Raw genomic sequence first — 23565 nt, forward strand, 5'->3', positions numbered from 1 at the left:
TTCTGTCAGCACGTTAGGGCCGTATCTGTCCGGTGCCGCGAACGCGATATTTGAAGGAAGTGAGCTGTTCTACGCCGACAGGCCCGCGCGCATGCATCTTGCCGGTGGCGATGCCGATTTCCGCGCCCATGCCGAATTCGCCGCCATCGGCAAATTGCGTCGAGGCATTGTGCAGCAGGATCGCCGAGTCGATCTCGGTGAAAAAGCGCTCGACAACGTCAGGATCTTCGGCAATCACGGCTTCGGTATGGTTCGACGAATATTTGCCGATATGGGCAATGGCACCGGAAATGCCGTCGACCAGCGCGACCGAGATGATCGCGGCCAGATATTCGGTCGTCCAATCCTCTTCCGTGGCCGCCTTGAGGCCGGGAACGAGCTGCAGGACATCGGCGGAGCCACGGATTTCGCAGCCTGCCGCGGCAAGGCCGTCAAGCAGCGGCCTCAGATGGGTGGAAGCGACCTTCTTGTCGACCAGCAGTGTTTCAGCGGCACCGCAAATGCCGGTGCGGCGCATCTTGGCGTTGACGACGATGGATTTCGCCATGTCGAGATCAGCCGAGGCATCGATGTAGATGTGGCAGAGGCCTTCAAGATGGGCAAAGACCGGCACGCGCGCCTCGGTCTGCACGCGTCCGACGAGGCTCTTGCCGCCGCGCGGCACGATGACGTCAATATTACCTTCGAGGCCGCGCAGCATGGCGCCGACGGCGGCGCGATCGCTGACGGGCACAAGCTGGATGGCATGTTCCGGCAGGCCGGCGGCCTTCAAGCCTTCGACCAGGCACTCATGGATTGCCTGTGAGGAGCGGCGCGAGTCGCTGCCGCAACGCAGGATCACGGCGTTGCCTGCCTTCAGGCACAGTGCGCCGGCGTCGGCCGTCACGTTCGGGCGGCTTTCGAAGATAACGCCGATGACGCCAAGCGGCGTGCGGACGCGTTCGATCTTCAGGCCGTTCGGACGATCCCAGGCGGCGATGACTTCGCCGACCGGATCGGGCAGGGCAGCAATGGCGCGGATGCCGTCTGCCATCTCGGCGATGCGCTTGTCGTTCAGCGTCAGGCGGTCGACGAAGGAGGCGAGCATGTCGGTACCCTCGACGTCTTTCAGGTCTTTCGCGTTTTCAGCGAGGATATGATCCTTACGAGTCAGAATGGCATCTGCCATGGCATTCAGTGCCTTGTTCTTGCTCTCCGTCGACGCGAAGGCCAACGGTCGCGACGCAGCCCGGGCCTTGCGGCCGATATCGTTCATCAGCGCGTCGATGTCGGGGCTTTGTGCGACAGTATCAAGCATGAGCTTCATCCTTCTTCGATTTCTCGGCCTTCGTCTTGACGGATGCCGTCATGACGAGGTCGTCGCGATGCACCATGGCGGCGCGGCCGGCATAGCCGAGGATCGCCTCGATCTCAGCCGATTTGCGGCCGGTAATCTGGCGGGCCTCTTCGGCATCATAGCCGACAAGGCCGCGGGCGATTTCGCGGCCGGAGGGGCCGATGACGGCGACGGTGTCACCGCGGCCGAAATGACCGACGACTTTACGGACACCGGCAGGCAGCAGGCTCTTACCAGCGCCAAGCGCGGTCACTGCGCCATCGTCGACATGCAATTCGCCGGCCGGCTGCAGCTGCCCGGCAATCCAGGTCTTGCGGGCGGTGACGGGCGTGCCAGACGGCGCGAACCAGGAGGAGCGGGCGCCGCTCTCGATCGCATTCAGCGGCCTTTCGGTCTTGCCGGATGCGATAATCATGGCGCAGCCGGCGCCGGTTGCGATCTTGCCGGCATCGATCTTCGTGCGCATGCCGCCGCGCGACAGTTCTGAGGCGGCGCCGCCGGCCATGGCTTCGATCTCGGGCGTGATCTCGGCGATGGTATCGAGGAATTTGGCTTGCGGATCGAGATGCGGAGGGGCGGTATAGAGGCCGTCGATGTCGGACAGCAGTACCAGCAGATCGGCGCCGGACATGGTGGCGACGCGGGCGGCGAGGCGATCATTGTCGCCATAGCGGATTTCGCTGGTCGCGACCGTATCATTCTCGTTGATGATCGGCACGGCGCCGATCTTCAGGAGTTGGTTGATGGTCGCGCGCGCATTGAGATAGCGCCGGCGCTCTTCCGTGTCGCCAAGCGTCAGTAGGATCTGGCCGGCGACGATATCGTCATGCGACAGGCTTTCCGACCAGGCGCGGGCGAGCGAAATCTGGCCGACGGCCGCCGCCGCTTGGCTCTCCTCCAGCTTCAGTGCGCCCGAGGGCAGGTCGAGCACGGAGCGGCCGAGCGCGATCGCGCCCGAGGAAACCACCAGCACATCGATGCCCTTGGCCTTCAGGGCGGCGATATCCGCGCACATGCCGTCGAGCCAGGATTTCTTCAAGCCCGTCTTGCGATCGACGAGAAGGGCGGAGCCGATCTTGATGACGATGCGGCGGTAGCGATCGAGCGGCTTGCGGGCAGTCATCCCTGATGATCCCCGTCGTCACCACGGCGTTCGTAGTCGTCTTCGTCCGCATCGTCGGAAAGCTGCATGTCTCGGTGCCGCAGCTTCGGCGTTTTCGCGGGCTTATCCGCTTCGCCGGCATTGGCTTCGACGATCACGTCGCGTAGCGCGCGCAGCACTTCCGTCATACCGCGGCCGGTGGCGGCCGAAATCTGGAAGGGCGTCTTACCGCAGGCCCGCGCCAGCTCGCGCGTCTTCTTCTTCAGCGTTTCCTCATCCAGCACGTCGATCTGCGAGAGGGCGACGATCTCCGGCTTGTCAGTGATGTCGTTGCCATAGGCTTCGAGCTCGTGCTTCACGGTCTTGTAGGCTTTACCGACCTTTTCTTCCTGGGCGGAGACCAGATGCAGCAGTACGCGGGTGCGCTCGACATGGCCAAGGAAGCGGTCGCCGATGCCCACACCTTCGTGGGCGCCTTCGATCAGACCGGGAATATCGGCCAGAATGAATTCCTGACCGTCGATGGTGGCAACGCCGAGATTAGGATGCAGCGTCGTGAAGGGATAGTTGGCGATTTTCGGCCGGGCGCGGCTGACCGCGGCAAGAAAGGTCGATTTTCCAGCATTCGGCAGGCCAACGAGGCCGGCATCGGCGATCAGCTTCAGCCGTAGCCAGATGGTCTTTTCTTCGCCTGGGAGGCCCGGATTGGCCCAGTCCGGCGCCTGATTGACCGAGGATTTGAAATAGGCATTGCCGAAGCCGCCATTACCGCCGGCGGCCAGCCGGAAGCGCTGGCCTTCTTCGGTCAAATCGCAGATTAGCGTTTCCTGGTCTTCTTCGAAGATCTGCGTTCCCACGGGCACTTTCAGCGTCACGTCGTCGCCCTTGGCGCCGGCGCGGTTCTTGCCCATGCCATGCATGCCGACCTTCGCCTTGAAGTGCTGCTGGTAACGGAAATCGATCAACGTATTCAGGCCGTTGACGGCCTCGACCCATACGTCTCCGCCACGGCCGCCATCGCCACCATCCGGACCGCCGAACTCGATGAACTTCTCGCGGCGGAAGGAGACGCTGCCCGCGCCGCCATCGCCTGAGCGAATATAGACTTTTGCTTCATCGAGAAATTTCATCTTACGTCCGTCACCCGGTGTCGGCGCATATCCCTTCGGATCGAATGGGATTCACAAAAGCCTATGCGCTCTTTTCAATATCTGCCGCTTCCTCTGCATCCAAAAGATACATAGGGCGGCCGTTTGCCCGTCATGTCGCCTTCGATATAGGCGCTTCGGGCTGAGGTCAAAGAATATCGTGCGGTTCCAGCACCATAAAGGGCGGAACTGTGCGATTGGCATGATGGTCATCGCCGGGCGGGCCAGCGATGACCGATTTTCAGGGCCTCAGGCCGCCTGCGAGAGCCGCAGCGCGCCCGGCTTCAGCACGGTTTCGATATGCGGAACCATGGTGTTGCGGGCAAAGCTGTAGATCTCCGAGCAGCCGGTGATCTCGAAGCCGAGCTTCTGCTGCAGCTTCAGCGACGCCGAATTGTCGGCGAAGACGCCGGAATGAACGGCGACTTCGGGCATGCGGCGGGCAAAACGTTCGAGCGCAGCCTTGACCGCTTCGGTCATGATGCCTTGCCGCCAGTAGAAGCGGTTCAGCCAGTAACCGAGGTGCCAGCGGCCGTGACGAAGCTCGATGCCGACGCAGCCGATATGGGCGTCATCCCGCTCGGTGATGGCGAGCTCCCAATCGACACCGAGGCCGGAGGTGTGCTCGACCAGCCAGTCGAGCGCATCCTCCCGGTCATAGGGCGCGGGAACGCGGGCCAGCATGCGGGTGACGGCGAAATCCGAAAGCGATTCCGCAATCATATCGGCGTCGCTGAGCCGGTGCGGGCGCAGCGTCAGTCGGCCGGTCTGGATGACCGGCGTCGGCCCAGGCGTCAAAATCCGGGCATCGCGGCGGGTGAGGGCGAGAGCGTTCATCTCATGCCTCCCCAGCTGCGCAGCGAGATCCAGGTCTTTCGGTCGAGCCGGTACCATTCGACGGGTACCGTACTGCCGAGTGCCAGCGAAGCGGCAAGGCCGGATCCCTGGAACTGGAAGCCGCACTTCTGGACGACACGCCTGGAGGCGACGTTCGTTACCCGGCAACGGGCATCGATCTGTGCGACATTCTCACGCGTGCGGAAGACCATGTCGATGAGGGCATGGGCCGCTTCCGTCGTATAGCCCTGGTTCCAGTAGGGCTCGCCCAGCCAGTAACCGATCTCGACCGTGTTCGGATCGCCCGTGGGCTCCACCCCGCAGCAACCGAGAAAGGCGCCGTTGTCGGCTTTGGTAATGGCATAGACGCACTTGCCAATCTCGCCAAGCTTCGTGCGTCGCACGAAATCGGCGGCATCGGCGGTCGTATACGGGTGCGGCATACGCGATACCATTGTGGCGACATTGGCGTTGTTGGCGAGATGGGCAAGGGCGTCGATGTCTTCTTCGTGGGGCGCGCGCAGAACGAGCCTTTCCGACAGTAAGACGGGGCAATCGGTCCTTAACCTATCCGGCCTCAGCCGTTCTTCGGGAGACCTTGATTGGTCTTCCCTTAACAATTCGCCTTGCATGGTTCAGTCCTCCTTGGTTGAGGGTAAAGAAAAAGGGGAGATGGCGCCCCATCTCCCCTTTTTTCTGGACTGAACCTGATGCGGTCAGCCGGGTCGATGAGACGCCGGCTGTTTTAGAGCGCTACCGGCTTATTCCGCTGCTTCCGCTTTCGGCATTACAGACACGTACACGCGGCCATTGGCCTTCGTACGGTAGTTCACGTTGCCCGCCGTAAGCGCAAAAATCGTGTGATCCTTGCCGAGGCCAACGTTGGAACCCGGGTGCCACTGCGTGCCGCGCTGACGCACGATAATGTTGCCTGCGATGACGGCTTCGCCGCCGAACTTCTTCACGCCAAGGCGCTTGGATTCGGAATCGCGACCGTTGCGCGAGGAACCGCCAGCTTTTTTGTGTGCCATTGGAGTTCTCCTTTAAACCTTGATCCCGTTACTTACTTGGCAGCCACGATGTCCGTGATGCGGACAACAGTGTGATGCTGGCGATGGCCGCGCGAACGCTTCGAGTTCTGACGACGGCGCTTCTTGAAGGCGATAACCTTCTTGCCGCGGTTGTGCTCGACCACTTCGGCCTTGACGGAAGCGCCCTTGACGAAGGGAGCACCAATCGCAGCGTCGGCGCCTTCGCCGATAACGAGGACTTCGGTGAATTCTACGGTGTCGCCGGCGGTCACTTCGAGCTTCTCGATGGTCAGCACGTCGTTGGCTGCCACACGGTATTGCTTACCGCCGGTCTTGATGACTGCGAACATTTTTTATCCTTTCATGTTCGTTCCGGCTCTCTCGCCTTAAGGACGAGCGGCCGTCTTTTTATCAGTCGAAACTTAGCAGGGATTCCAAAGGCTTGAGCCTTCAAAAAGATCTGCCGGTGAAACCCTGCGCGAAGCAGGGCTGGCAAGGCGCGGACTTATCCACACCTATTGCGTCGCACGGGATATATAAGCGTCCCTGATCTGTCAAGGCAAAAGGATGAAAAGCTTTCATATTCACCCTTGCCATCCCTCTCTTCTGTCGCTATGAGACAGCCCGCGCCGAACAAGCGCCGACCAGCATAACCGGAGAGGTGGCAGAGTGGTCGAATGCACCGCACTCGAAATGCGGCATACCTGCAAGGGTATCGTGGGTTCAAATCCCACCCTCTCCGCCATTTTGGGCCTTATGTGAAAAGGCTTTCCCGCTAATATTTAATCTTCATCCAAGCCGGCCTTAGCCATGGATGTCATACAGGGCCACACTGCCGGCACGTCCTGGGCTTGAGAGACCTATTGCGCCGGCGGGTAGCAAGGTGCCGAGCCTCTCCCGACCACGATCCCGTTATTGCGTTACTGTGAGGAGGCTTAGAGTTTATTAACTCCAGGGTTGTAGGCCTCCTGTATTTTAAATGGAAGGTTATTTAGAATGACGGCTAGTGTTGGCGACAAGGTTAAACTGATACATATGCCAAACGATCCGAACCCAGTAACTCGTGGATCGCTCGGAGTAATAACCCATATCTCTGAGGCGTATCCCGATGAAGATGTGCCTCTTACATATGTCGTGCGCTGGGAGAACGGCAGAACACACAATATCCTGGTCGGAATTGATGAGTTTGAACTGCTGAATTAACTCCCTAGCTAAGATATTCCTTGGTGTCCGTCTCAGGGCATACACACGTGTGATCTTCAACAGCCTTTGGAGATCACATAGCGACGATCAGCAAGCCCAGAGGGCGATGGCAACCGTAGGCGCGTACAGCTTCGGTACAAATCTCTCGGCTGCAAACTTAAGGCAAAGAAATGACCTACGCCATGGGCATCCGCAGCAGGTCATCGTTGTGCGCGGCAAAGGAATAGCAGAGTCTTTACATACACTTAACTAATTCTCTCACAACCGTTTGAATTTTCTTGATTTTTATCGAAAAAACACTATATTGAAATCAAATGGATTGGGGTTCGTTCCTGGTCGGCGTTGTGGCCTCGGTTTACCGGGGCCTTTCGCTTTCAGGGGAAAACTTTAAGGCCAAAAGACAGACTTCGCCCCGTTGGCCCTCTCCAAAACTTTTGGTTTATCACGTCGAAGGCCCTATTCGGCTGTCCCCCTTTTAGGATGCGTAGTCCAATCGGACGAGCGATCAAGTCGGCGATCTGGAGACCTGTAGAATTAGCTAGTTTTGATGCAAAAACGAGGTCGAAACAAGGCATTTTCGATTGTTCTTTGCCGCCCTGTAAAAAATGATCGCCAGCCGCGATGCGTCGAAATTCGAGCTCAAGCGCTCCGTCTTCTTTGCCTTGTCCGGCTTTCTCTCGCGGACTTCGAGACTCGCAGACGATGTGGCATTGTTGATCATGATTTCCGTTATGTTTGATGAAAGAGTGGGTCATTTCCATACAAAACAGCAGACCCAACTGATAGGGGTTTTCCGGGCGCACATACTTCCGTTTCAGCATGTCCTTTCGTATCACTGAGGAGATCACCGTCATGGGCATCCGCTCGATAACCTCGGTCAGATCTGCCATGAATCGCTCTCTCAGTTTATCGTATTGAAGAAAGTGAAATGGACCGCGCCGCTTCACTATGTCTGCTTCATGCATTACGACAGTGTCATGGCCGAACCATCGGAATTTGAAGTCTTGCATGGCCGGAACAGCCGACTGAACGTAGTCAGATTTCTTGAATACACAAAAAGCTAAAGAGAAGATCGGATAGTTTTCATCAATTGATGTCATGCTGTGGTCGCCACTTTCGTCCACATACACAATATAGTCGCCGAACTGCACGGGCTTTCCTTCGAATCAACTGCTGACATCATCTTAATAACATGATGACAGCTGTAGAGTCCCTGTATCTAGGCATCGCCTACACTCCGCAATCCTGATGCCGGAATTAATCCTTGGCGCCCTGTTGGGGCATCCTACGCAGGTCTTCAGCAAAAACTGGAGGCCTGTAGCTGGCCGCAATATGCTGCTGGAATTCGCCAGACCAGTATCGCAACCAGACATTCACGGCATCATCAAATGACAGCTTATTTCCTTTTTCGAGCCGGGAGAGCGCGTCCGCCAGTGACTGGATAATTTGAACCTGGGTAAGGGTATGTCTATCAGATTGCATAGCTCACAATTAATTCAAGCTTATAATTTTTACCGGCGAAAATGTCTGAAATTTCTTAACGCCGCTCACCATTCCTTGGCCGGGCATCGGTGTGCCAATCGATCCTTTCAACCAGCACTGCTTCCTTGAATAGTTATAAGTGAAAGCCATGCAGCGATTATCATCAACACAGGTCAGACGGCAAGCCAGAGGCGTTTTGGCTGTGTCGTGAGGGCGCGGGGAGAGGTCACCACCCCGTAAATCAACGCCGTGAAAAAGTGCGCTCTGCGGGTCGATCATTCCAAGCGTAAATGTGAGTGGATCAGCATCGACACCGCTGAGGAATCTGCCAGAGAAAGCGACGCTGTTGCCATGCGCCCGGCCGGCACTGGATTTGAGGAAGCAGTTCGGCCCTTTCTTGATCTTAGGATTGGTATTGAAGGTGAATGCTTTGCATTGGCCGTTCATGACGAGACAATCCCGCGCGCATTCGGCAGCATCGCTTGTTCTGATTGACGAAATATCATCGCCGAAAAGGTCCATGCCCGTGTAGATCGCAATTCTGTTCGGTCGTTTCGTGAACTGCTCGATGGGCTATAGCAGCGCTTGCGTATCTTGCGAACCTGGAGGCGTGGATGCCGATGCCGCGACTGGTGGCGTTTGCGATGGCGGAGCGGTGCTCTGCGTCGGTGGGGAGCTTCCGCTAGTGCCGGGCACTGTTGATGGTGAAACCGCAGCCGTGGTCGGCCGCTGCTCTGTGCCGGTTCGATTGAGTTTGTAGCGTTGGATTTCGTCCGCCGTGAAAATATGCATGTCATTGGGTGGCGTCTTGAACATGACGCTCATCACTTCAACAGGCGTGTCGAAGCGGTTGAGTAGATCTATAATGTCGGAAATCGCGAGTTGGGCTCCCACCAAATCAGGTGCGTCTGATGATATCTGGTGAACGCCTAGCTGGCCGTCTGCTTTTCTCTCGTCTCCAGCCAAGAATATGTAGGAGCATGCGGAGAAGCACCTGCTATCTTTCGGAATATATGTGGCCAGCTTTCGCTGATGAATGTCATCGGCGATTAGCAATGCCATCTGAACATTTCCGCCGATGCTATTAAGAGTGACGAGCTTGGCATTCGGAGCAGCTTGAAGCGCGCGTCGAAAATTCAATGCGGAACCGGCATCAATCTCTCCGCCTAGAGTTATGACGTCCGGTTTGGCATCATCAACCGAGAACGGACCGAAGCTATTTTCGGCCGCTAGGGCTGATGCTGTTATCGCCACGCTAGCCAACAAGGCCGCAATACCGTGAAGCGCAGAATTAAGAACTTTACGCATGACACTACCCCAAACTACAGTTTACAAACTAGACGGCATGGGCGATTGCAAATCTATCTTCCGCTCGGATACGTATAATTTGGGCTGGGGTTACCTGCTAAACCCTTCTGGCTGCTATCGATGTAACTGAAATACCTTTGCCTACGCGAGATAATCCTTGGCTCCTCTTCCGGGGGCATCCTACGCGTGATCGGCAGCAATAGTTGGAGATATCGCAGTGGCAACAATTCGAAAGTTTATACGCCGGCAGCCATCGCGGCTCCAAACACCACGCCTACTGGCACTATTGAGCAGTGGCATTTCATGAACGGTAAACAGCTGACAAGTAGTGTCACCACCCGCCAGGACGAGACATGGCGCTGCGGTTCCCGCATAGCGTTCCATCCGCCGCGCGGTCGTAATAGGAATAGCAGTTGCCCGGATATCGCGGGGTGGGCGTGTAAGAAGATCCACCGCCGCAATTGTTGTTGGCACAGACCGCTACCGCAGTTCCAACGAGCGCGACCGCAACCAAGGCTGCAGCCGCCTGCCTCTGCTGGATAACCATCTGCTGACAGTCGGGAACGCTTATCTGGCGGCGGTTTAGCTCGGTTAAGAGTTGTTGCTGAAAAACAGGATCCTGTGTTTCGAGCACCGTCTTACAAAGTGCTGCTTTGCTAACAGCGGCCGGCTTTTTGCTGAATTCTGCTTGGGTTGTTGTGCAACCCGCAAGCGCGACCGAAATCACCACGGCGCTCACGCGCCGAGTTAAAAACCCTGATTTCATGGATAACCCCTCAGTTGCCCGGGAACACCATCGCACAAACTACTACTACGTCAAATTGAATTTTAATATATCATTAATACAGCCTTCGGGAGTGCGCGAAAGAGTGGAGTGAACCCCTCGGGCTGGACCACGGGACACGGAAAAACTGATACACTCTGCGGGCTCCAATCGGAGAAGGCTCATGAAGTCCCGAGGTCCATATCGCCGACATTCGACGCCATTCAAGCTGCAGCTCTGCCAGGATATACGAAACGGCGTCATCGGACGGCGTGATGCACAGCGCACGTATGGCGTTTCGGCTAACCTCATCCAGCTATGGCTAACGCAGTTCGATCGCGGCGAACTGAACGATGAGGAGGCTGAGGCCAGCGTTACCGCCGAGTACGAGGCCCACATTGCGGCGCTCGAACGCAAAGTCGGCCAGCTTACCATGGAACTGGACCTGGTGAAAAAACGCCGCGCCAGCCGATCGCCGGCGACAGCGGGAGCTCCTCCATCATCACCGGTCTCCGGACTGCTCTGTCAGACAGGTGCGCAAAATGATCAATCTTCCGAGGAGCACTTAACTATTACCGATCGACGGCGAAAGCTTTAAATCTCTGCGATACCGAGCTCGTTGCAATCATAGAGGACATCCAGGACGATCTACCTTGCTACGGATGTCGTCGTGTGACGCACAAGCTTCACCGGCCAGGCCAACTCCTCAATCACAAGCGGTTAGCGCGTGTCATGCGTGCCAACGGCCTGGGGATCAAACCTCGCAAGCGCTACGTTCGCACGAAGGACAGTAACCACGATTCACCGATCTACCCAAACCTCTACCGCAAGTGATCCCGGAGCGGCCCGATATGGTCTGGGTGGCTGATTTTACATATATCCGCATTGCAACTGGTTTCTGCTATCCGGCTGTCATTCTCGATGCCTGCAGCCGGAAAGTCGTCGGTTACGGCCTATCAAACCGCTTGGACACGCCACTGGCGTCGGCAGCCTTGCATTCGGCCATCGAGAGCAGAAAGCCTCCTCCTGGCTGCATTCACCACACAGATCGCGGATGCCAATACGCAAGTGAGACCTATCGACGGGGCTTGATGTCGCTGGTCTACAGGGTTCCATGAGCGCCGTGGGCAACCCTTATCATAATGCGCAAGCAGAGAGCTTAATGAAGACATTGAAAGTGGAAGATCTCTACCCCGCCGGCTGCGGAGACCTTCGCGGGCGTGGCTGACCGCTTGCCCAGGTTCATCGACGAGATCTACAGTGCCAGGCGGTTGCACTCAGCCCTCGGTTACAGGTCACCAGCAGAATTTGAAATTCAACTCGCCCAGCAGGCGGCTTAGTTTGAAGCGCACCGCTGGTCCAGCCGGAGGGGTTCACTCCAGAGGTGGCTCACTTCTCGATGCAACTGAGCCGATTTACGCCGAGAACTGATCGCCGGTCGGCTTCTCAACGCAAATCAATCCGCCCCTTCTTTATGCTCGCAAAAGCTGTCTTTATTCTTATTTATCGGATAAGCTGCGCGCAAATGTCTGCTCGATAGTTAACCCGAGAAGGAGCAAGATTGTCGCGAATCCAACCACGTATGGGGCGCTAACTAATTTATCGCTATATGATTCAAAATATGCCGATCTAAACCATTCAATGCAAACAGTTATAGGATTATAGGCAATGTATTCAGTAATGCTTTCAGGTAAATTCGATGCGGAAAAAAATACCCCGGAGCTTACGTAAAGTAATATTATAAATAGCTGAAAAAAAGTAAGTAATAATGGCGTAATTATGGAGCATATCCCAATAAAATATCCAGTTCCGAAGGCTAGATATAGCATGGATATATAGCAGAGTGTTGCGCTCTGTAGATCTGCCGGATAAGGGTCAATTCCAGATATGTAGAATATAGTCATCATGAAGATAAGCGTAATAAACGATGCTATAATTTCTAGTACCGCACGGCCCATCAGAATGTCGGAGATTTTAACGGCGGGAAATGCCAGCATCGACTGATTTGTTACCAGCGAAAATGCCATAAATCGCGACACATAGCTAAACGCCAAAAATGGCAATACTCCCGTCATGAAAAAAACAGCGGAATTGTCCCCATATGCAGGCACTTGGTGAACATAAGAGTGAATCATGATAATGATACCCATGTGCGCCAAAGGCCAGAGCGGAACGACTATGAAACCAAGGCCATGGTTGAAAAATCGCGTTCGCATATCGCGTAGCATCACAGCACTCATGACATTCTTTTTATCAATTAGAGCCTCAGTGATGGGGCGACGGTTCGGAGCAATCAGCTGCCTCATGACCCTCTCAGGGAGAGCCTTTTCTTCTGATCTTGGGGAATCGGAATTTACCATTAGTTGTGATATCCGATAAAAGGAAGTCAGTGGAACGAGCAGCCGAAAATACACGCGGCGATTATAATACCCAGAGCCGCTTCTGTAGCCAAGATCAAATACTTGAGGTTATTGAATTCCTTTAGGTGTCTCTTCGTTGCCGCTTCGCCCAGTCGTTTGCTGTTGAGCACACTTCTTCAAAGTCGGCTGCTTAGGTGATCGCGACATACAATTACGCGAGCCATGCTGGCCCGGCTCCAGGAAAGGGATGCAGAGGCCTTTTGGTGCGTATGTCTCGATACTCTAACGTTTTCCGACATCTGAAATTGCATCGCGTGTCGCGGAGAGATCGCCACCGAATTTGATATCCACGACAGATTTCGGCAACAAACCGCAACGGGACCAATCCGGGCTGTTAATGTGGGCGCCGAATGCTATCGACACTCGAAAACCCCACTCGCCAGGTTTTTCCTGGTCGGGAACACCTGCGGCTTTCGACATTGTGGAGGAATCGCAAAGCGCTTGGCCGATGATCGACGCAAGTCTTTTCAGCGAAGCGTCGTCAGACTGGCTAATATGTTGACCAAGCGCGATACGCGTCTCCCGTAAGATTAAGAGGGCCGAGTAGGACAGCTGATGATAGATCAATGCTCGGCTTCCCCTATGCAGTTCCGCGGGCAAGTAGCCATTTTGGTCTATGCGCCCAATGACGTCGTGCCATGCTTGGTTGCTGGCCTCAATATAGGCGGGATCTCGCGAAAGCAGTGCATACAACGCCAGTGCTGTTGAGGACCAAAAAAACACGTTATTTCTAAAATATGGCGTGTCTCTAAGACTATTGGGACCATAATCCGCCCTTACCGCATCGGTGAGGGCACGGAGCCACGCAATTTCGGGCGCGGATAGTGGATTTCCCACCCTCTTTGCTTTCAGTGCAATAGAATTGAGAGCGACGGCGGTAAACACCCTATCTACGCGCGCCGTCGCACTTGTTGGCGAGACCAGCAGCGCTCCCGCTGTTGCCCATTGTGCAATCGTAACCTCCGCACACTGGAAATTGGCTCCTTCTTGATCGTAGGCCTTTTCGACTCGCGTTAGAAACGCTGTTAGTCCCGCACGAAGCTCGATATTCTTTTGTTCCTTGGCCGGATCCGCAAGAGAGCCCGCAGAATCTTTATAAAAATTGATCTCGTCCATCTTCATAAGGGGAGGAATGGGGCTGCATTGATTTGTCTGATCTTCGGCTTTTGCATCCAAAGTGCCGCCAGCGATGAAGATCGAAATCGCGAGAAAAGACGCGGGAATTTGCCAAGGATTGCGCAAAATAAGTTCCTTCCAAGGAATGACCGCATGTAAGCGTTACATGATTTCAAGACCGTTCACATAATTAATGTGATCTACATGCCCGAGATCTTTCATAGAGCTTGTCTTCGCAAGGCACTCCTGAATATTATTCATATCTAGCGTCTTGAGCGACGCATTGCTGATCATCCACCATTCTGAGGCCAAAAGTGCCGCGATCACCGGTTCGGAGAAGCGATAACGTATATGTCTAGCGGGCACACCTCCGACAATTGAATAGGGAGCGACATCCCTTGTTACGACGGCATTCGCTCCGATCACTGCTCCGATCCCCACGTGGACACCTTTTATGACTACAGCGTTGTCACCGATCCACACGTCGTGGCCGATGAGCGTGCGATCATGCTTGGATTGTCGATTCGAGTTGGTTGGTCTTGTCGGGCGGGCCGCGGCCTGAAAGGCAATCGGATGCGTGGTTAGACAGTCCAGTGGATGATCTCCCGCGGCAATCAAAACGTTGCGGCCTATGGAGCAATAGCGCCCGATATCGACCTGCTCTCTGATCATTCCATCGTTCATATAACTGTATTTTCCTATGTAAACATCTTGAAAAATGCTGACGGAGCTTAATCGTACAGGATTTTCTACAAAAAAAGGTTTTGGGGCGAATATATTCTTCAGCAGTAATTCCAAGTTCGGATCCTCCGATCTGCCATGTCCTTCGGTCATGCGACTATCGGCTTGGGTAGCTGACGCAGTTTGTGTTGGCAAATTTCGCGGTGCCGCAGTCGGAAAATTTGGCCTTTGCAACATTAAGTGGTTGTCGTGCCTCTAACCTTCACCTCTTGCAATAGTTGTGAAGAAACGTAAAGTTGGCATCGTTTCGATGGAGCATCTGATTCATTTTTAATATCAGACGTTGAAGTCTATTTGGTTAGAAAGGCAAGCCCTTATGATTGGACACAATTTGGAGGGTATTAAAAGAGAAGTGCTCCAGCTTTATCGTTCTACCCTATCCTTACGGGAAATGGTCTCGAACCTAACCTCCGGGAGCTCAGCTTTGATGCGTGCCCAGGCGATCTTCAGTGCAAAAGAGGCGCAGCGCTATCCTGAAAACCCAGGTGCCTATCAAACGCTGACAGATCATTTCTGGATATCATATGAAGGTGGAAAGGGTTTTAATTGCGCCCTTAAATGTGTCGCACCTGAAGATGGGGATCTGGAGGGTCGCGTCGCGTTGAAATTGCTGCCGGCAATTGACAAGGAAACAGGCTGGCTTTCACTTGAACTGCGTTTGCCTTGGCTTGAAGTTAGACCGGCCTCGCAGATATCCGTGATCTTATTCGGTAAATCGTCTCAGGCTTGCGAAGGCTCGATTCATACCTTTGGCTGGGATAGCGATGGCACTCGCCACGATCTCAGCACGCGCGCCAAATTTGAGATTTCTCCCGATACCTGGGCATCTCGGGTGGATTTCGATGTCTCATTGAAAAATCACATACACCTAGATTTTCAACGAGAGCCGATACTGGTGATCTTCATAGATCCCAAGGTGTCCGAATTTCTAATTGCCGATTTGTCCATTGAATTTAGCTGACCAGCAGTGACGAGATGGGGTTGAAATAAATCTATCGAAGGGCTCGCCGTGTCCGCCTTGATTGCTTTTCCTGAATATGTGCGCATGGTTTACACCGAAGCGGCAGAAGTCGAACTTAAGCCTGTGTCCTTGGCAGTTAGACCCTACCGCTCGGCACCGCTTGTTTTGATAGCGGTCGTGAAAAACGAACTGGAACTTCTGCCATCGCTGTTGGATCATTACAGGCGGCTCGGCGTGGATCTGTTTGTAATTGTCGACAACAATTCTGAAGACGGCTCCATAGAATTCCTATCGAATCAGCCGGACGTCGATCTGTACAGGGTCGATCGGAAGTTTATCTGGCAGAGCAAGCAGGGGTGGATCAATCGGGTAATTGCCGATTATGGCTATCACCGGTGGTACATTTATGTGGATGCTGACGAGCACATCGTTTTCGACGGTGACCAGTCTTATCATTTCGCGGATGTGATTGCTCTGGCGGAGCGACGGGGTATCCGCCGGGTGCGTGGAATGCTCGTGGATATGTATGCGAATGGCCCCCTTTTGGGTGTGCCATTTGACCCCACAAAACCGCTATGGAAGTCGTATCCAATGTTCGACCGTGACAGCTATGTCGAGCACAAATTCAAGGAAATCATTTCCCGCAAGGGCGGTCCTCGCACCAGGCTTATTCGCCCTAACAGGAACAACTTTAATCCAGAAATGTCGAAATACCCGCTCTTCAAGCTTTCTGCGGGCGAGTTCATGGCGAATCCTCATCACATATATCCTTACGCGGATAACTTTATCTCACCATGTTATCTTGGAATTTTGCATTTCAAGTTCACACCGAATTTTTCGAGAAAGATGAATATAGCTATAGATGAGAAGACGTATTGGAATGGAAGTGAAGAATATCGAGCCTATAGAGACCTTTTGAAACTCTCGCCGGAACTTAGCTTCTGCTATCAAGGATCCGCTACTTTTGTTTCTGCCCGCGATCTTGTCGAAAACAAAATTATTGAAACGCTAGGCTGGTAGTGGTTATGGGCGATCAGACCGAAACTGAAACTTCTTTTGACTTTAGAGGCAAGTTTTTTTACGTCCATCACGATAATCCGCAGGACCATATTTTCCTGCAGTTGCAGCAACGGCGTGAATTTTACGAGCGCGAACTTCTTGACGCTCTGGCAAGCTATCTTTCGCCCGGCGATTTCGTGCTGGACGTCGGCGCGAACATCGGAAATCACACAATTTATTTCGCCGGCGTCTCCAAGTGCTTTGTTGCGGCTTTTGAGCCGAATCCGAGAGTAGTTAACATCTTGCGCCGGAATATCGCTGCGAACGACTTAACCAGCCGCGTAGAAGTCCATGACATCGGCCTCAGCGATCACCGCGGTGTCGGCCAAATGGTCGAAGGGGATTTCGCGAATAATCTCGGCGCCTACAAACTTCAGGAGATCGTTGGAACAGGTATCGGATTTTGCCCACTCGATGACATTAAGCTGCCGCACCGCCCACGTCTCATAAAAATTGATGTCGAAGGAATGGAATTGCAGGTCCTTCGCGGTGCGAAGAAGACGATCAGTGACGCCAGCCCGATTATTTCTTTGGAATGTTCGAACGGAAATGAGCTGTCTCTAATCGACCAGTACCTATCCGATCTCGGCTACTCGTGCATAGATGCTTTCAACTACACTCCGACGCATGTTTTCGTCCGCACAAACGTCGATGACTATCCAAGACAAAATCTAAGAGCTGCGTCACATGCTCTTTCGAAGATTGAGCTGACAAGATTTGTTGTTGATGAGCATGGCCATCGACTGATGGCTCGTATCAGAAAGGATAGCGCAGACGCTGCGGCAGGATTCGGCAAAGTTATTGTCGCGATCGAAAGCGTGAAGAGCGCTATCGCGTCCTTGAATGCTTCGGTGGCCGGGCAGTTTGCTGGGATAATCGCAGACAACAATGGACTGACGGCGATCGAGCGCGAGCTAGTCGAGCTACGCGGCGAGCTACTTAACGGCGAAGCGGCGCAGATTATGCAGGGCAGGATTGCGGAGATCGCCTCCGTTCTGCACCAATTGGAGAGCCAGGTTGCACTATTGCAGCGCGATCTGACGGACGACAAAGTTATTGTTGCGATCGAAAGCGTGAACAGCGTAATCGCGTCCTTGAAAGCTTCGATGGCCGACACGGTGGCAGAGCAGTCTGCTGGAATAATCGCAGGCAACAACGTACTGGCGGCGATCGAGCGCGAACTAGTCGAGCTGCGCGGTGAGCTGCTTAACGGCGAAGCGGCGCAGATTGTGCAAGGCCGCAGAATCGCAGAGGCAGCCTCCGAGATCGAAGCTCTCCGAGCAGAGACAAAGGATATGGCCGCGATGAGTGGCGACGCTCTAATTAAGCTGACTGATACGCTCCACGCCGTTGATCGAAGAATTGCTGATGTGCGGGGAGATTTGGTCTCTGGATTTCGCGACCAAAGGGCTGAGGTTTCGTCACTGAAGTCTTCGATCGCCAACACGATAAAATCGGTGACCAAGACGAATGCAAAAGAGCTTGGCTTAGTGCTCCTGCGCGAGAGTGAGCGCAAGCAACATGAGATTCTTGAAGATTTTCGGCAGAAAAACCGAATGCTTGAAAGAAGGCTTAGGCTTATCGAGGGAGGTGTGCGCTCGGTCTATTTGCACTCAGTTGAGGACGTGTCCGAAGCGCCAAGCTCTATCTGCGTTTCCATCTTTAATTTCGCATCAGGTTGGGGCGATTGGCGTCATCAGCAATCTGTAAAGCTTGAGCCGGCAGGTTGGATCGAGCTTCGCCAAGATAGAAGTACGCCTGGCGTTGGCTCGCCGATCATCCGGACCGAAGTCGCCGGATTGTATCAGGTTAGAGTAAAGGCGTTTTTTGAGGCACCGACAGCCGGGCCTCGCCCTTTTGTTCGAGTCGTTGACGCTGCTACAAGCGAAATACTTGGGCCAGACACACCTCTTTCGGGGGAGGAAACGCTCTTCCGGTTTTATCAGCCTCACCGAGTTTCCGATCTTAAAATTAGCATTCTTGTCGCCGCGCCGCGCATCGGATACCGCTTGCAAGTGGTTTCGGTGCAGCTCGATCGCGTCGGGGGAAATTCCCATCAGAAATGGGTTTCGAGGAAAATTGGGCATAAGGTAATTGCCTCGATGGCCTCCATTCCCAGCCGCACTCCTATGCTACGGGACGCTGTCCAATCCCTCCTCGTTCAGTGTGATGAAGTTCGCGTTTTTCTGAACGGCTATCCGAACATCCCGGATTTCTTGGATCATCCAAGAGTGAAAGTGCGCCGTTCAGAGACATGGGACGACACAGGAGATGCTGGCAAGTTTGGATGGATTGAGGAGGACGATGAACCGGGTTATCGGATCATATGTGACGATGACTTACTCTTTCCCCCGGATCTGGTAGAGCGCCTTGTTGGAGAAGTGCAGTCGACGCAGGACGAAGCTTTCGTCGGTCTGCACGGCATCATATTGAGACAACCCATCCGGAATTACTACGCATCGGGTGACAGACATGCGGTCCACTTCCATTCGGCGTTGGCGGATACTAAGGCTGTCCACGTATTGGCGACGTGCGTCATGTGCTACCATAGCACCAAGCTTTCGATGTCGCGGGCGGACTTCATGTATCGTAACATGGCCGATATCTGGCTCGCCAAGCACGCGCGCGATCGGAACATTCCATTGTTGATCATTAACAGGCCATTTAAGTGGGTTCGGCAAAACAGTCAGAAGGGCGGTTTCGAAACGATCTATGACAACGCTTTGAAGAAAACGAAGAATTTCTTCGATAGCTCCCGAATACAAGATGCCGTTGTAAAGCAGATGCAGCCTGTGAGCCTGAAAGCATTCGGCAAGCCGGCAGTCCTTGTAGCTGTTACCGTGTCCACGAAGGAAAATCTCGAGGCGTTCCTGAACAGCTTCTACGATCATCGGCCGAATGGCAAGGAGTGGCTGATCGTGCTCATCCTGCGGCATCAGCAGCAGGAAATGCAAGCCTTTGTGCGCACGATGCCTTTCCACAACGAGTTGCATATTTTGAACACTAGCGGAAAGAGTCGCGATGGGGCGGGGACAGCGTTCATTAGGCTCGCCTCTAAGCTAAATTTCGATATAGGGTTTCTAACACACGACTGCGTCAGGTTTGCTGATTCCGATTGGTGTGAGGCAGCTCTCGATAATGTCACAGAGGCGCAATCCAGCGCCACCTTCGATATTATCGGCGACACCCTAGTGGCCCGGCGCAATGGAAGTTTGGGAGACCTCAGTGTCTTTTCCAAGCGGGCGTTATTTGAACTCGGTTTGAAAAATGGATCGAATGACGTATCGCTCTTCGGTCAATATGGTTTAAGACTGAAGGCATTTATAAAGCCGTACGCGGCAGCTTCAAATGAAAGTCATCAGCTCGGAAGGTTGATGGCGGGCGGGATTTCTAAGGTCGCCTCCACCAAGAATCGAACAATCCCTCTTTTCGCACCAAAAGTAGCCTCGCGGGCAAAAGGCGGTCAAGTAAATGACGTATTCGAGCGCGTTGTCGTAATCAACCTTGAGCGTCGACCCGATCGATGGACGTCCGTCAACCGCCAGTTGAACCTAGCCGGAATTAAGGCTGAGCGATTCAGAGCAGTCGATGGGAAGTGGCCGGAGGTTCTTGCGGAATATCGTGAGTATGTGGCTAAGCCCTTGCGGTGGGCGGCGGCTAATGAGGTTGGATCGCTCACATCGGAGTTTGATTTCTACGTCAACGCGAAAACAGAATCACAGCGGGTCATGTGGCTGGAGCAGAAGCAACGGCGCAAGGCGATCGCTTCGGCGGGAGCGTGGGCTTATTTGAAAACGCTAATCGCCATTCTAGGGCGCGCAATTGATGATGGCGTTGAAAGCCTACTCGTCTTCGACGACGATGTGATTTTTCACAAGAATTTCCAGAGCATTTTTGCGTCTGCGGCAGATGAGCTTCCCGATGATTGGCTACTGTTAAACTTGGGGACGTTGCAATATCATTGGAATCGGAAATGGATGCGCTGGCATAGCCAGCATTTATATCGAAGTCTCGGCTCCGCAATTGGATCGCATGCTGTTGGCATGAAGGCCGAGATTCTGCCGTTTCTGCTGGAGCGAGCAGAGCGAATGGAGATGCCCTATGACATTGGGCCTTTAAGCGCAGCCACTCGGTCGTTCAGCGGCAGATCGTTCGTCATTTATCCCAATATCGCAATCCAGGGTATGTCACCGAGCGATATCAATTCGTCCTCATTCCAAAACGGAAATGATAAGGAGTCGATTCTAGATACTTATCGATGGAAGCTTTCTGACTATCATTATGATCGACGTTAATGCCGCTCGGCGTTTAAGCATCGGGCCAGGCCCTCAGTCTGAAGGACTTTCAGATTTTTCTGCGCGATTTGGAGCCCACGTTGTGGCTAGCACTACTTTGGCAGATTAACTGGCCATTTACGATGATAGGCCATCTTGGGCACCTTCACAGGGGTGTGCGCGATGGCGGAGCTGGATGTTGCACTGGCAGATTGGCTGAAGCCGTTCGTTGAGAAGCTTGGTCACAAGAAGCGGCGACAGATCATGCTCGATGGATAATTCTCAACCGGAGCGTAAATTTCTATTTGAATAGCCGCACCAAGGGTACCGGTGTCCTGCGCCAGATTTGAGCCAATTGCTCGAGGCGTTCATCGCTCTTGCTGAACAAGTAGACCAAATCGAATATCCCCGTTACTGGATCGCGGCCAATAGCGACAACTGCGCGTACGTCGCTTATTGTGTCGACCACGATCTGAGGAAAGTCGGCCCCGTAATCTCTGTAGTGATAGTTGATCTTCGGATCTGCGAATCCCCAGTCTGTAGTTTGCCAGCGCATTATCGGGGTGGGGATCATCATGCTTACGATCCCTTTTGGTCCTACGACACGTAGCATCTCCCTAATGGCTTTCATGTCGTCATCAACGTGTTCCAGAACATGGTTGGAGATGACGATATCGAACGCACCGTCGGGAAGGGCGATATCGGTCATGTCGAGGTGATTGACGCCCTGATAGGACGAGCCGACATACTCTGCAAACCAATCAGTCATGACACATCGATCGGGAGCAAACTGAAGCGCACGCCACGACTTAAATAGAGGATGTACCGCGGAATAGAGGGCAAAGGCTATTCGGTGCCGCTCTGCAGATTTGCAGGAATTGCAAAGCGGATTAATGCCGTTTGTAACGCGGCCTTGAAATCCGGGTACAAATTCGCCGCAACCACATATTGAACAGATCATCAAAAAACCTTTCAGCCAACGATATGTCCGACAACACACGCCACCCTTATGATCTGGTCAAGAGGTGAGATGTTGTTTTACACTTGCTGATGGAGCACGTGAGTGAGCGCAGATCCAAACTCACAGGCCAACCCCCCTGCTGGGTGTATATGTTTGGGAATCAGTAGCCTTCTCGAATTTATCCGCTAAAGTTGTGGCGTTCTATGAACGTTCATGATGCTCAAAGGATTGACCGATGATTGAGGATATCCAGTATATAGACATGACTCCGATCTTCGAGAGGTATCCCGCTCTCGAGGTAGTCGAAAAGGCACTGGATCCTCGCTTCGAGCGGAGGAGGCCCATTTTGAATTACATTCCCCGCTGGAGCCGAGGAGCAGAAATTGGCGTGTTCACGGGCCAGTTTTCCGAATTTATGGTCCAAGTGACAAAGCCAATTACATATTTTGCTGTCGACCCATGGCATACCCTTTACGGCGAATTTTTCCCCAATTGGGGAGAATATTCAGCTGACGGCACGCTACATGCTCGAGCTGGATTTGAGGCTGCACAGCATCGCCTTGCGCGGTTTAAAGGAGCAAACGTTGTCGCGGCCATGGCTTTGGATTGGATTAATTCACTTGAGCCGGATAGCCTCGATTGGGCCTATGTTGACTCGACGCATCAATATGGACCGACATTGGCCGAGTTACATGCGATATCGAAGAAGCTGGCTCCTGGAGGTATTATACTGGGTGATGATTGTTGGTGCAGACGTGACAACAAACACTACGGCGTCTATCGAGCTGTCCGAGATTTTTGTCGTGAGGCAGGTTTCGAGATAATGATCATGGATCATGCCGGTCAGTTTGCGGCTCGAAAAACAATCGACTGAGCCTCTGCTGTTCAGTTTCTCAGCACTTTGACCCAAAAGTGCAATTGAGGCCAATCCATTCAGTTGATTTGTCGCTATTCTTTAATGACTTAGCTTTCGATATAGTTTATTGCCAAAACACTCTCGATCATTGTTTTGATCCCATGAGCGCGATTGTGGAGATGCTTCGCGTTCTAAAGGTTGGAGGCGAACTGGCCTGAGCCATCATGAGAACGGAGCAAAATGAAAACTACGTAGGGTTTCATCAGTCAATTTCACGAATGAAGATAACGATTTTGTCATCTGGAATAAAGCTGAGAAGCTGAATATTCGTCATCTGCTGCCGATGTCGGCATCCGTTTCCGTGGATCGGGTCGGTGAAATGTGTATGTAGTAATCACGAAGCTTCTTGAGTTCTCCGATGTTTCTGGAGAGTCATGCCGTCGTAAATAAGCCGCGCAACATTTTCGCAGTCTGGTAATATATTACCTCATGGGGAGTGCTCCCACAGGCTGCCGTTCAAAATGCTTAATGAATTTGGAGTGGGTAAGTTGGGGACCTCACTTGGAAAGGTCAGCGTTGTTACCGAGGAAATATCAGGTCTCAACAAATCTGGCGGCATCGGTGCTTGTGCGTTGGGCTTGGCACTCCACCTGTATGCGCTTGGACACGAAGTCGACATCCTGGTAACCGACACGACAGTATTGCCAGAAGACAAATTCCGATTTCACCAAGCGTATCCGAATCTGACGATCAGGCTCCTTACTGAGGAAGTTGCGAGCGACGAAGAGGTAACGGATCCTGTTGATCCCATCTCTAAGGCTTATTGCGTCTATCGCTACGTCAAGCGGTTAGATCCTCGCGTGGTGCATGTCAATCGGCGTCGTAACGGGACCCCTTATCGGCTCCCAAAAGGAACCCCTCCCTATGGTTGCATGGGGTCAGCGCGCGTAGGCCCGGAGCTTTCCAT

General features: G+C 53.6%; 24 protein-coding genes and 1 tRNA gene. 10 read left to right on the top strand and 15 right to left on the bottom strand.

Features of this window, described 5'->3' with window-relative positions:
- Positions 1-13: 13 nt before the first annotated feature.
- The 7 genes from PH562_RS22295 to rplU all read right to left on the bottom strand — a co-directional run bounded on the left by PH562_RS22295 (position 14) and on the right by rplU (position 5804).
- Positions 14-1297 (bottom strand): glutamate-5-semialdehyde dehydrogenase, encoded by a 1284-nt coding sequence (locus PH562_RS22295; RefSeq protein WP_285175660.1) that lies wholly within the window; start codon positions 1295-1297, stop codon positions 14-16.
- On the bottom strand, positions 1290-2459 hold the full coding sequence (gene proB / locus PH562_RS22300; protein ID WP_113408506.1) for a glutamate 5-kinase: 1170 nt from the start codon (positions 2457-2459) through the stop codon (positions 1290-1292). The genes PH562_RS22295 and proB overlap by 8 nt, the downstream gene beginning before the upstream one ends.
- The gene (obgE, locus tag PH562_RS22305; protein WP_113408507.1) at positions 2456-3568 is read right to left on the bottom strand and encodes a GTPase ObgE; all 1113 of its coding nucleotides are present in this window, start codon (positions 3566-3568) and stop codon (positions 2456-2458) included. Before obgE ends, proB begins: the two co-directional genes overlap by 4 nt.
- A gap of 267 nt (positions 3569-3835) precedes the next feature.
- Positions 3836-4423 carry a GNAT family N-acetyltransferase gene (locus PH562_RS22310; protein WP_113408508.1) on the bottom strand — a complete coding sequence of 196 codons (588 nt, stop codon included), beginning with the start codon at positions 4421-4423 and terminating at the stop codon, positions 3836-3838.
- Positions 4420-5055 carry a GNAT family N-acetyltransferase gene (locus PH562_RS22315; RefSeq protein WP_095433341.1) on the bottom strand — a complete coding sequence of 212 codons (636 nt, stop codon included), beginning with the start codon at positions 5053-5055 and terminating at the stop codon, positions 4420-4422. The genes PH562_RS22310 and PH562_RS22315 overlap by 4 nt, the downstream gene beginning before the upstream one ends.
- Positions 5056-5184: 129 nt before the next feature.
- Positions 5185-5454 carry a 50S ribosomal protein L27 gene (rpmA, locus tag PH562_RS22320; RefSeq protein WP_004127267.1) on the bottom strand — a complete coding sequence of 90 codons (270 nt, stop codon included), beginning with the start codon at positions 5452-5454 and terminating at the stop codon, positions 5185-5187.
- A 32-nt stretch (positions 5455-5486) separates the two neighbouring features.
- Positions 5487-5804: a 50S ribosomal protein L21 gene (gene rplU, locus PH562_RS22325; RefSeq protein ID WP_028753733.1), complete on the bottom strand. Its 318-nt coding sequence runs from the start codon at positions 5802-5804 to the stop codon at positions 5487-5489.
- Positions 5805-6109: 305 nt separating this feature from the next.
- On the opposite strand from rplU, the gene PH562_RS22330 reads away from it, so the two are divergent.
- Positions 6110-6199: transfer RNA gene (locus PH562_RS22330), tRNA-Ser, on the top strand.
- A gap of 832 nt (positions 6200-7031) precedes the next feature.
- Here PH562_RS22330 and PH562_RS22335 read toward each other — a convergent pair.
- From PH562_RS22335 to PH562_RS22350, 4 genes are all read right to left on the bottom strand, one after another.
- A complete protein-coding gene (locus PH562_RS22335; protein ID WP_113408510.1) occupies positions 7032-7808 on the bottom strand; it encodes a DUF3800 domain-containing protein in 777 nt (258 codons plus the stop codon).
- A 340-nt stretch (positions 7809-8148) separates the two neighbouring features.
- Positions 8149-8661: a PAN/Apple domain-containing protein gene (locus PH562_RS22340; RefSeq protein WP_285175688.1), complete on the bottom strand. Its 513-nt coding sequence runs from the start codon at positions 8659-8661 to the stop codon at positions 8149-8151.
- A 51-nt stretch (positions 8662-8712) separates the two neighbouring features.
- Positions 8713-9447, bottom strand: coding sequence for a COG3904 family protein (locus tag PH562_RS22345; RefSeq protein ID WP_285175690.1), 735 nt, complete (start codon positions 9445-9447; stop codon positions 8713-8715).
- Positions 9448-9778: 331 nt separating this feature from the next.
- Entirely contained in the window at positions 9779-10213 is a 435-nt protein-coding gene (locus PH562_RS22350; RefSeq protein WP_113408513.1) for a hypothetical protein, read from the bottom strand.
- A 181-nt stretch (positions 10214-10394) separates the two neighbouring features.
- Here PH562_RS22350 and PH562_RS22355 point away from each other — a divergent pair, with 181 nt between their 5' ends.
- The 3 genes from PH562_RS22355 to PH562_RS30755 are packed head-to-tail and all read left to right on the top strand — an operon-like array spanning position 10395 to position 11328.
- Positions 10395-10808: a transposase gene (locus PH562_RS22355; RefSeq protein WP_285175693.1), complete on the top strand. Its 414-nt coding sequence runs from the start codon at positions 10395-10397 to the stop codon at positions 10806-10808.
- Positions 10809-10834: 26 nt separating this feature from the next.
- The gene (locus PH562_RS30750) at positions 10835-11044 is read left to right on the top strand and encodes an IS3 family transposase (RefSeq protein ID WP_350223782.1); all 210 of its coding nucleotides are present in this window, start codon (positions 10835-10837) and stop codon (positions 11042-11044) included.
- Between the two features lie 17 nt (positions 11045-11061).
- Positions 11062-11328 carry a DDE-type integrase/transposase/recombinase gene (locus tag PH562_RS30755; protein WP_113408515.1) on the top strand — a complete coding sequence of 89 codons (267 nt, stop codon included), beginning with the start codon at positions 11062-11064 and terminating at the stop codon, positions 11326-11328.
- A 381-nt stretch (positions 11329-11709) separates the two neighbouring features.
- Here the strand turns inward: PH562_RS30755 and PH562_RS22360 are convergent, their stop codons facing one another.
- From PH562_RS22360 to PH562_RS22370, 3 genes are all read right to left on the bottom strand, one after another.
- The gene (locus PH562_RS22360; RefSeq protein WP_162751441.1) at positions 11710-12516 is read right to left on the bottom strand and encodes an ABC transporter permease; all 807 of its coding nucleotides are present in this window, start codon (positions 12514-12516) and stop codon (positions 11710-11712) included.
- A 336-nt stretch (positions 12517-12852) separates the two neighbouring features.
- Entirely contained in the window at positions 12853-13872 is a 1020-nt protein-coding gene (locus tag PH562_RS22365) for an alginate lyase family protein (RefSeq protein ID WP_285175694.1), read from the bottom strand.
- 36 nt (positions 13873-13908) lie between these two features.
- Positions 13909-14580 (bottom strand): CatB-related O-acetyltransferase, encoded by a 672-nt coding sequence (locus PH562_RS22370; RefSeq protein ID WP_162751442.1) that lies wholly within the window; start codon positions 14578-14580, stop codon positions 13909-13911.
- A 334-nt stretch (positions 14581-14914) separates the two neighbouring features.
- Between PH562_RS22370 and PH562_RS22375 the strand changes: the two genes are divergently transcribed.
- Genes PH562_RS22375 through PH562_RS22385 form a run of 3 tightly spaced genes read left to right on the top strand, consistent with a single transcriptional unit; the run spans position 14915 to position 20802 of the window.
- Positions 14915-15448 (top strand): hypothetical protein, encoded by a 534-nt coding sequence (locus PH562_RS22375; RefSeq protein ID WP_285175695.1) that lies wholly within the window; start codon positions 14915-14917, stop codon positions 15446-15448.
- A 48-nt stretch (positions 15449-15496) separates the two neighbouring features.
- On the top strand, positions 15497-16468 hold the full coding sequence (locus PH562_RS22380) for a glycosyltransferase family 2 protein (RefSeq protein ID WP_285175696.1): 972 nt from the start codon (positions 15497-15499) through the stop codon (positions 16466-16468).
- Positions 16469-16473: 5 nt separating this feature from the next.
- Positions 16474-20802: an FkbM family methyltransferase gene (locus PH562_RS22385; RefSeq protein ID WP_285175697.1), complete on the top strand. Its 4329-nt coding sequence runs from the start codon at positions 16474-16476 to the stop codon at positions 20800-20802.
- A gap of 280 nt (positions 20803-21082) precedes the next feature.
- Here the strand turns inward: PH562_RS22385 and PH562_RS22390 are convergent, their stop codons facing one another.
- Positions 21083-21742 carry a class I SAM-dependent methyltransferase gene (locus tag PH562_RS22390; protein WP_113408522.1) on the bottom strand — a complete coding sequence of 220 codons (660 nt, stop codon included), beginning with the start codon at positions 21740-21742 and terminating at the stop codon, positions 21083-21085.
- Positions 21743-21977: 235 nt separating this feature from the next.
- Here PH562_RS22390 and PH562_RS22395 point away from each other — a divergent pair, with 235 nt between their 5' ends.
- The 3 genes from PH562_RS22395 to PH562_RS22400 all read left to right on the top strand — a co-directional run.
- Positions 21978-22616 carry a class I SAM-dependent methyltransferase gene (locus PH562_RS22395; RefSeq protein ID WP_113408523.1) on the top strand — a complete coding sequence of 213 codons (639 nt, stop codon included), beginning with the start codon at positions 21978-21980 and terminating at the stop codon, positions 22614-22616.
- Positions 22617-22654: 38 nt separating this feature from the next.
- Positions 22655-22816, top strand: a complete 162-nt coding sequence (locus PH562_RS30760) for a methyltransferase domain-containing protein (protein WP_162751446.1) — start codon at positions 22655-22657, stop codon at positions 22814-22816.
- A 303-nt stretch (positions 22817-23119) separates the two neighbouring features.
- On the top strand, positions 23120-23565 hold a 446-nt coding region (locus PH562_RS22400; protein ID WP_285175698.1), incomplete at its 3' end, for a glycogen/starch synthase.

It is taken from the genome of Rhizobium centroccidentale (assembly GCF_030182565.1).
In the GTDB taxonomy this organism is placed as follows: Bacteria; Pseudomonadota; Alphaproteobacteria; order Rhizobiales; family Rhizobiaceae; genus Rhizobium.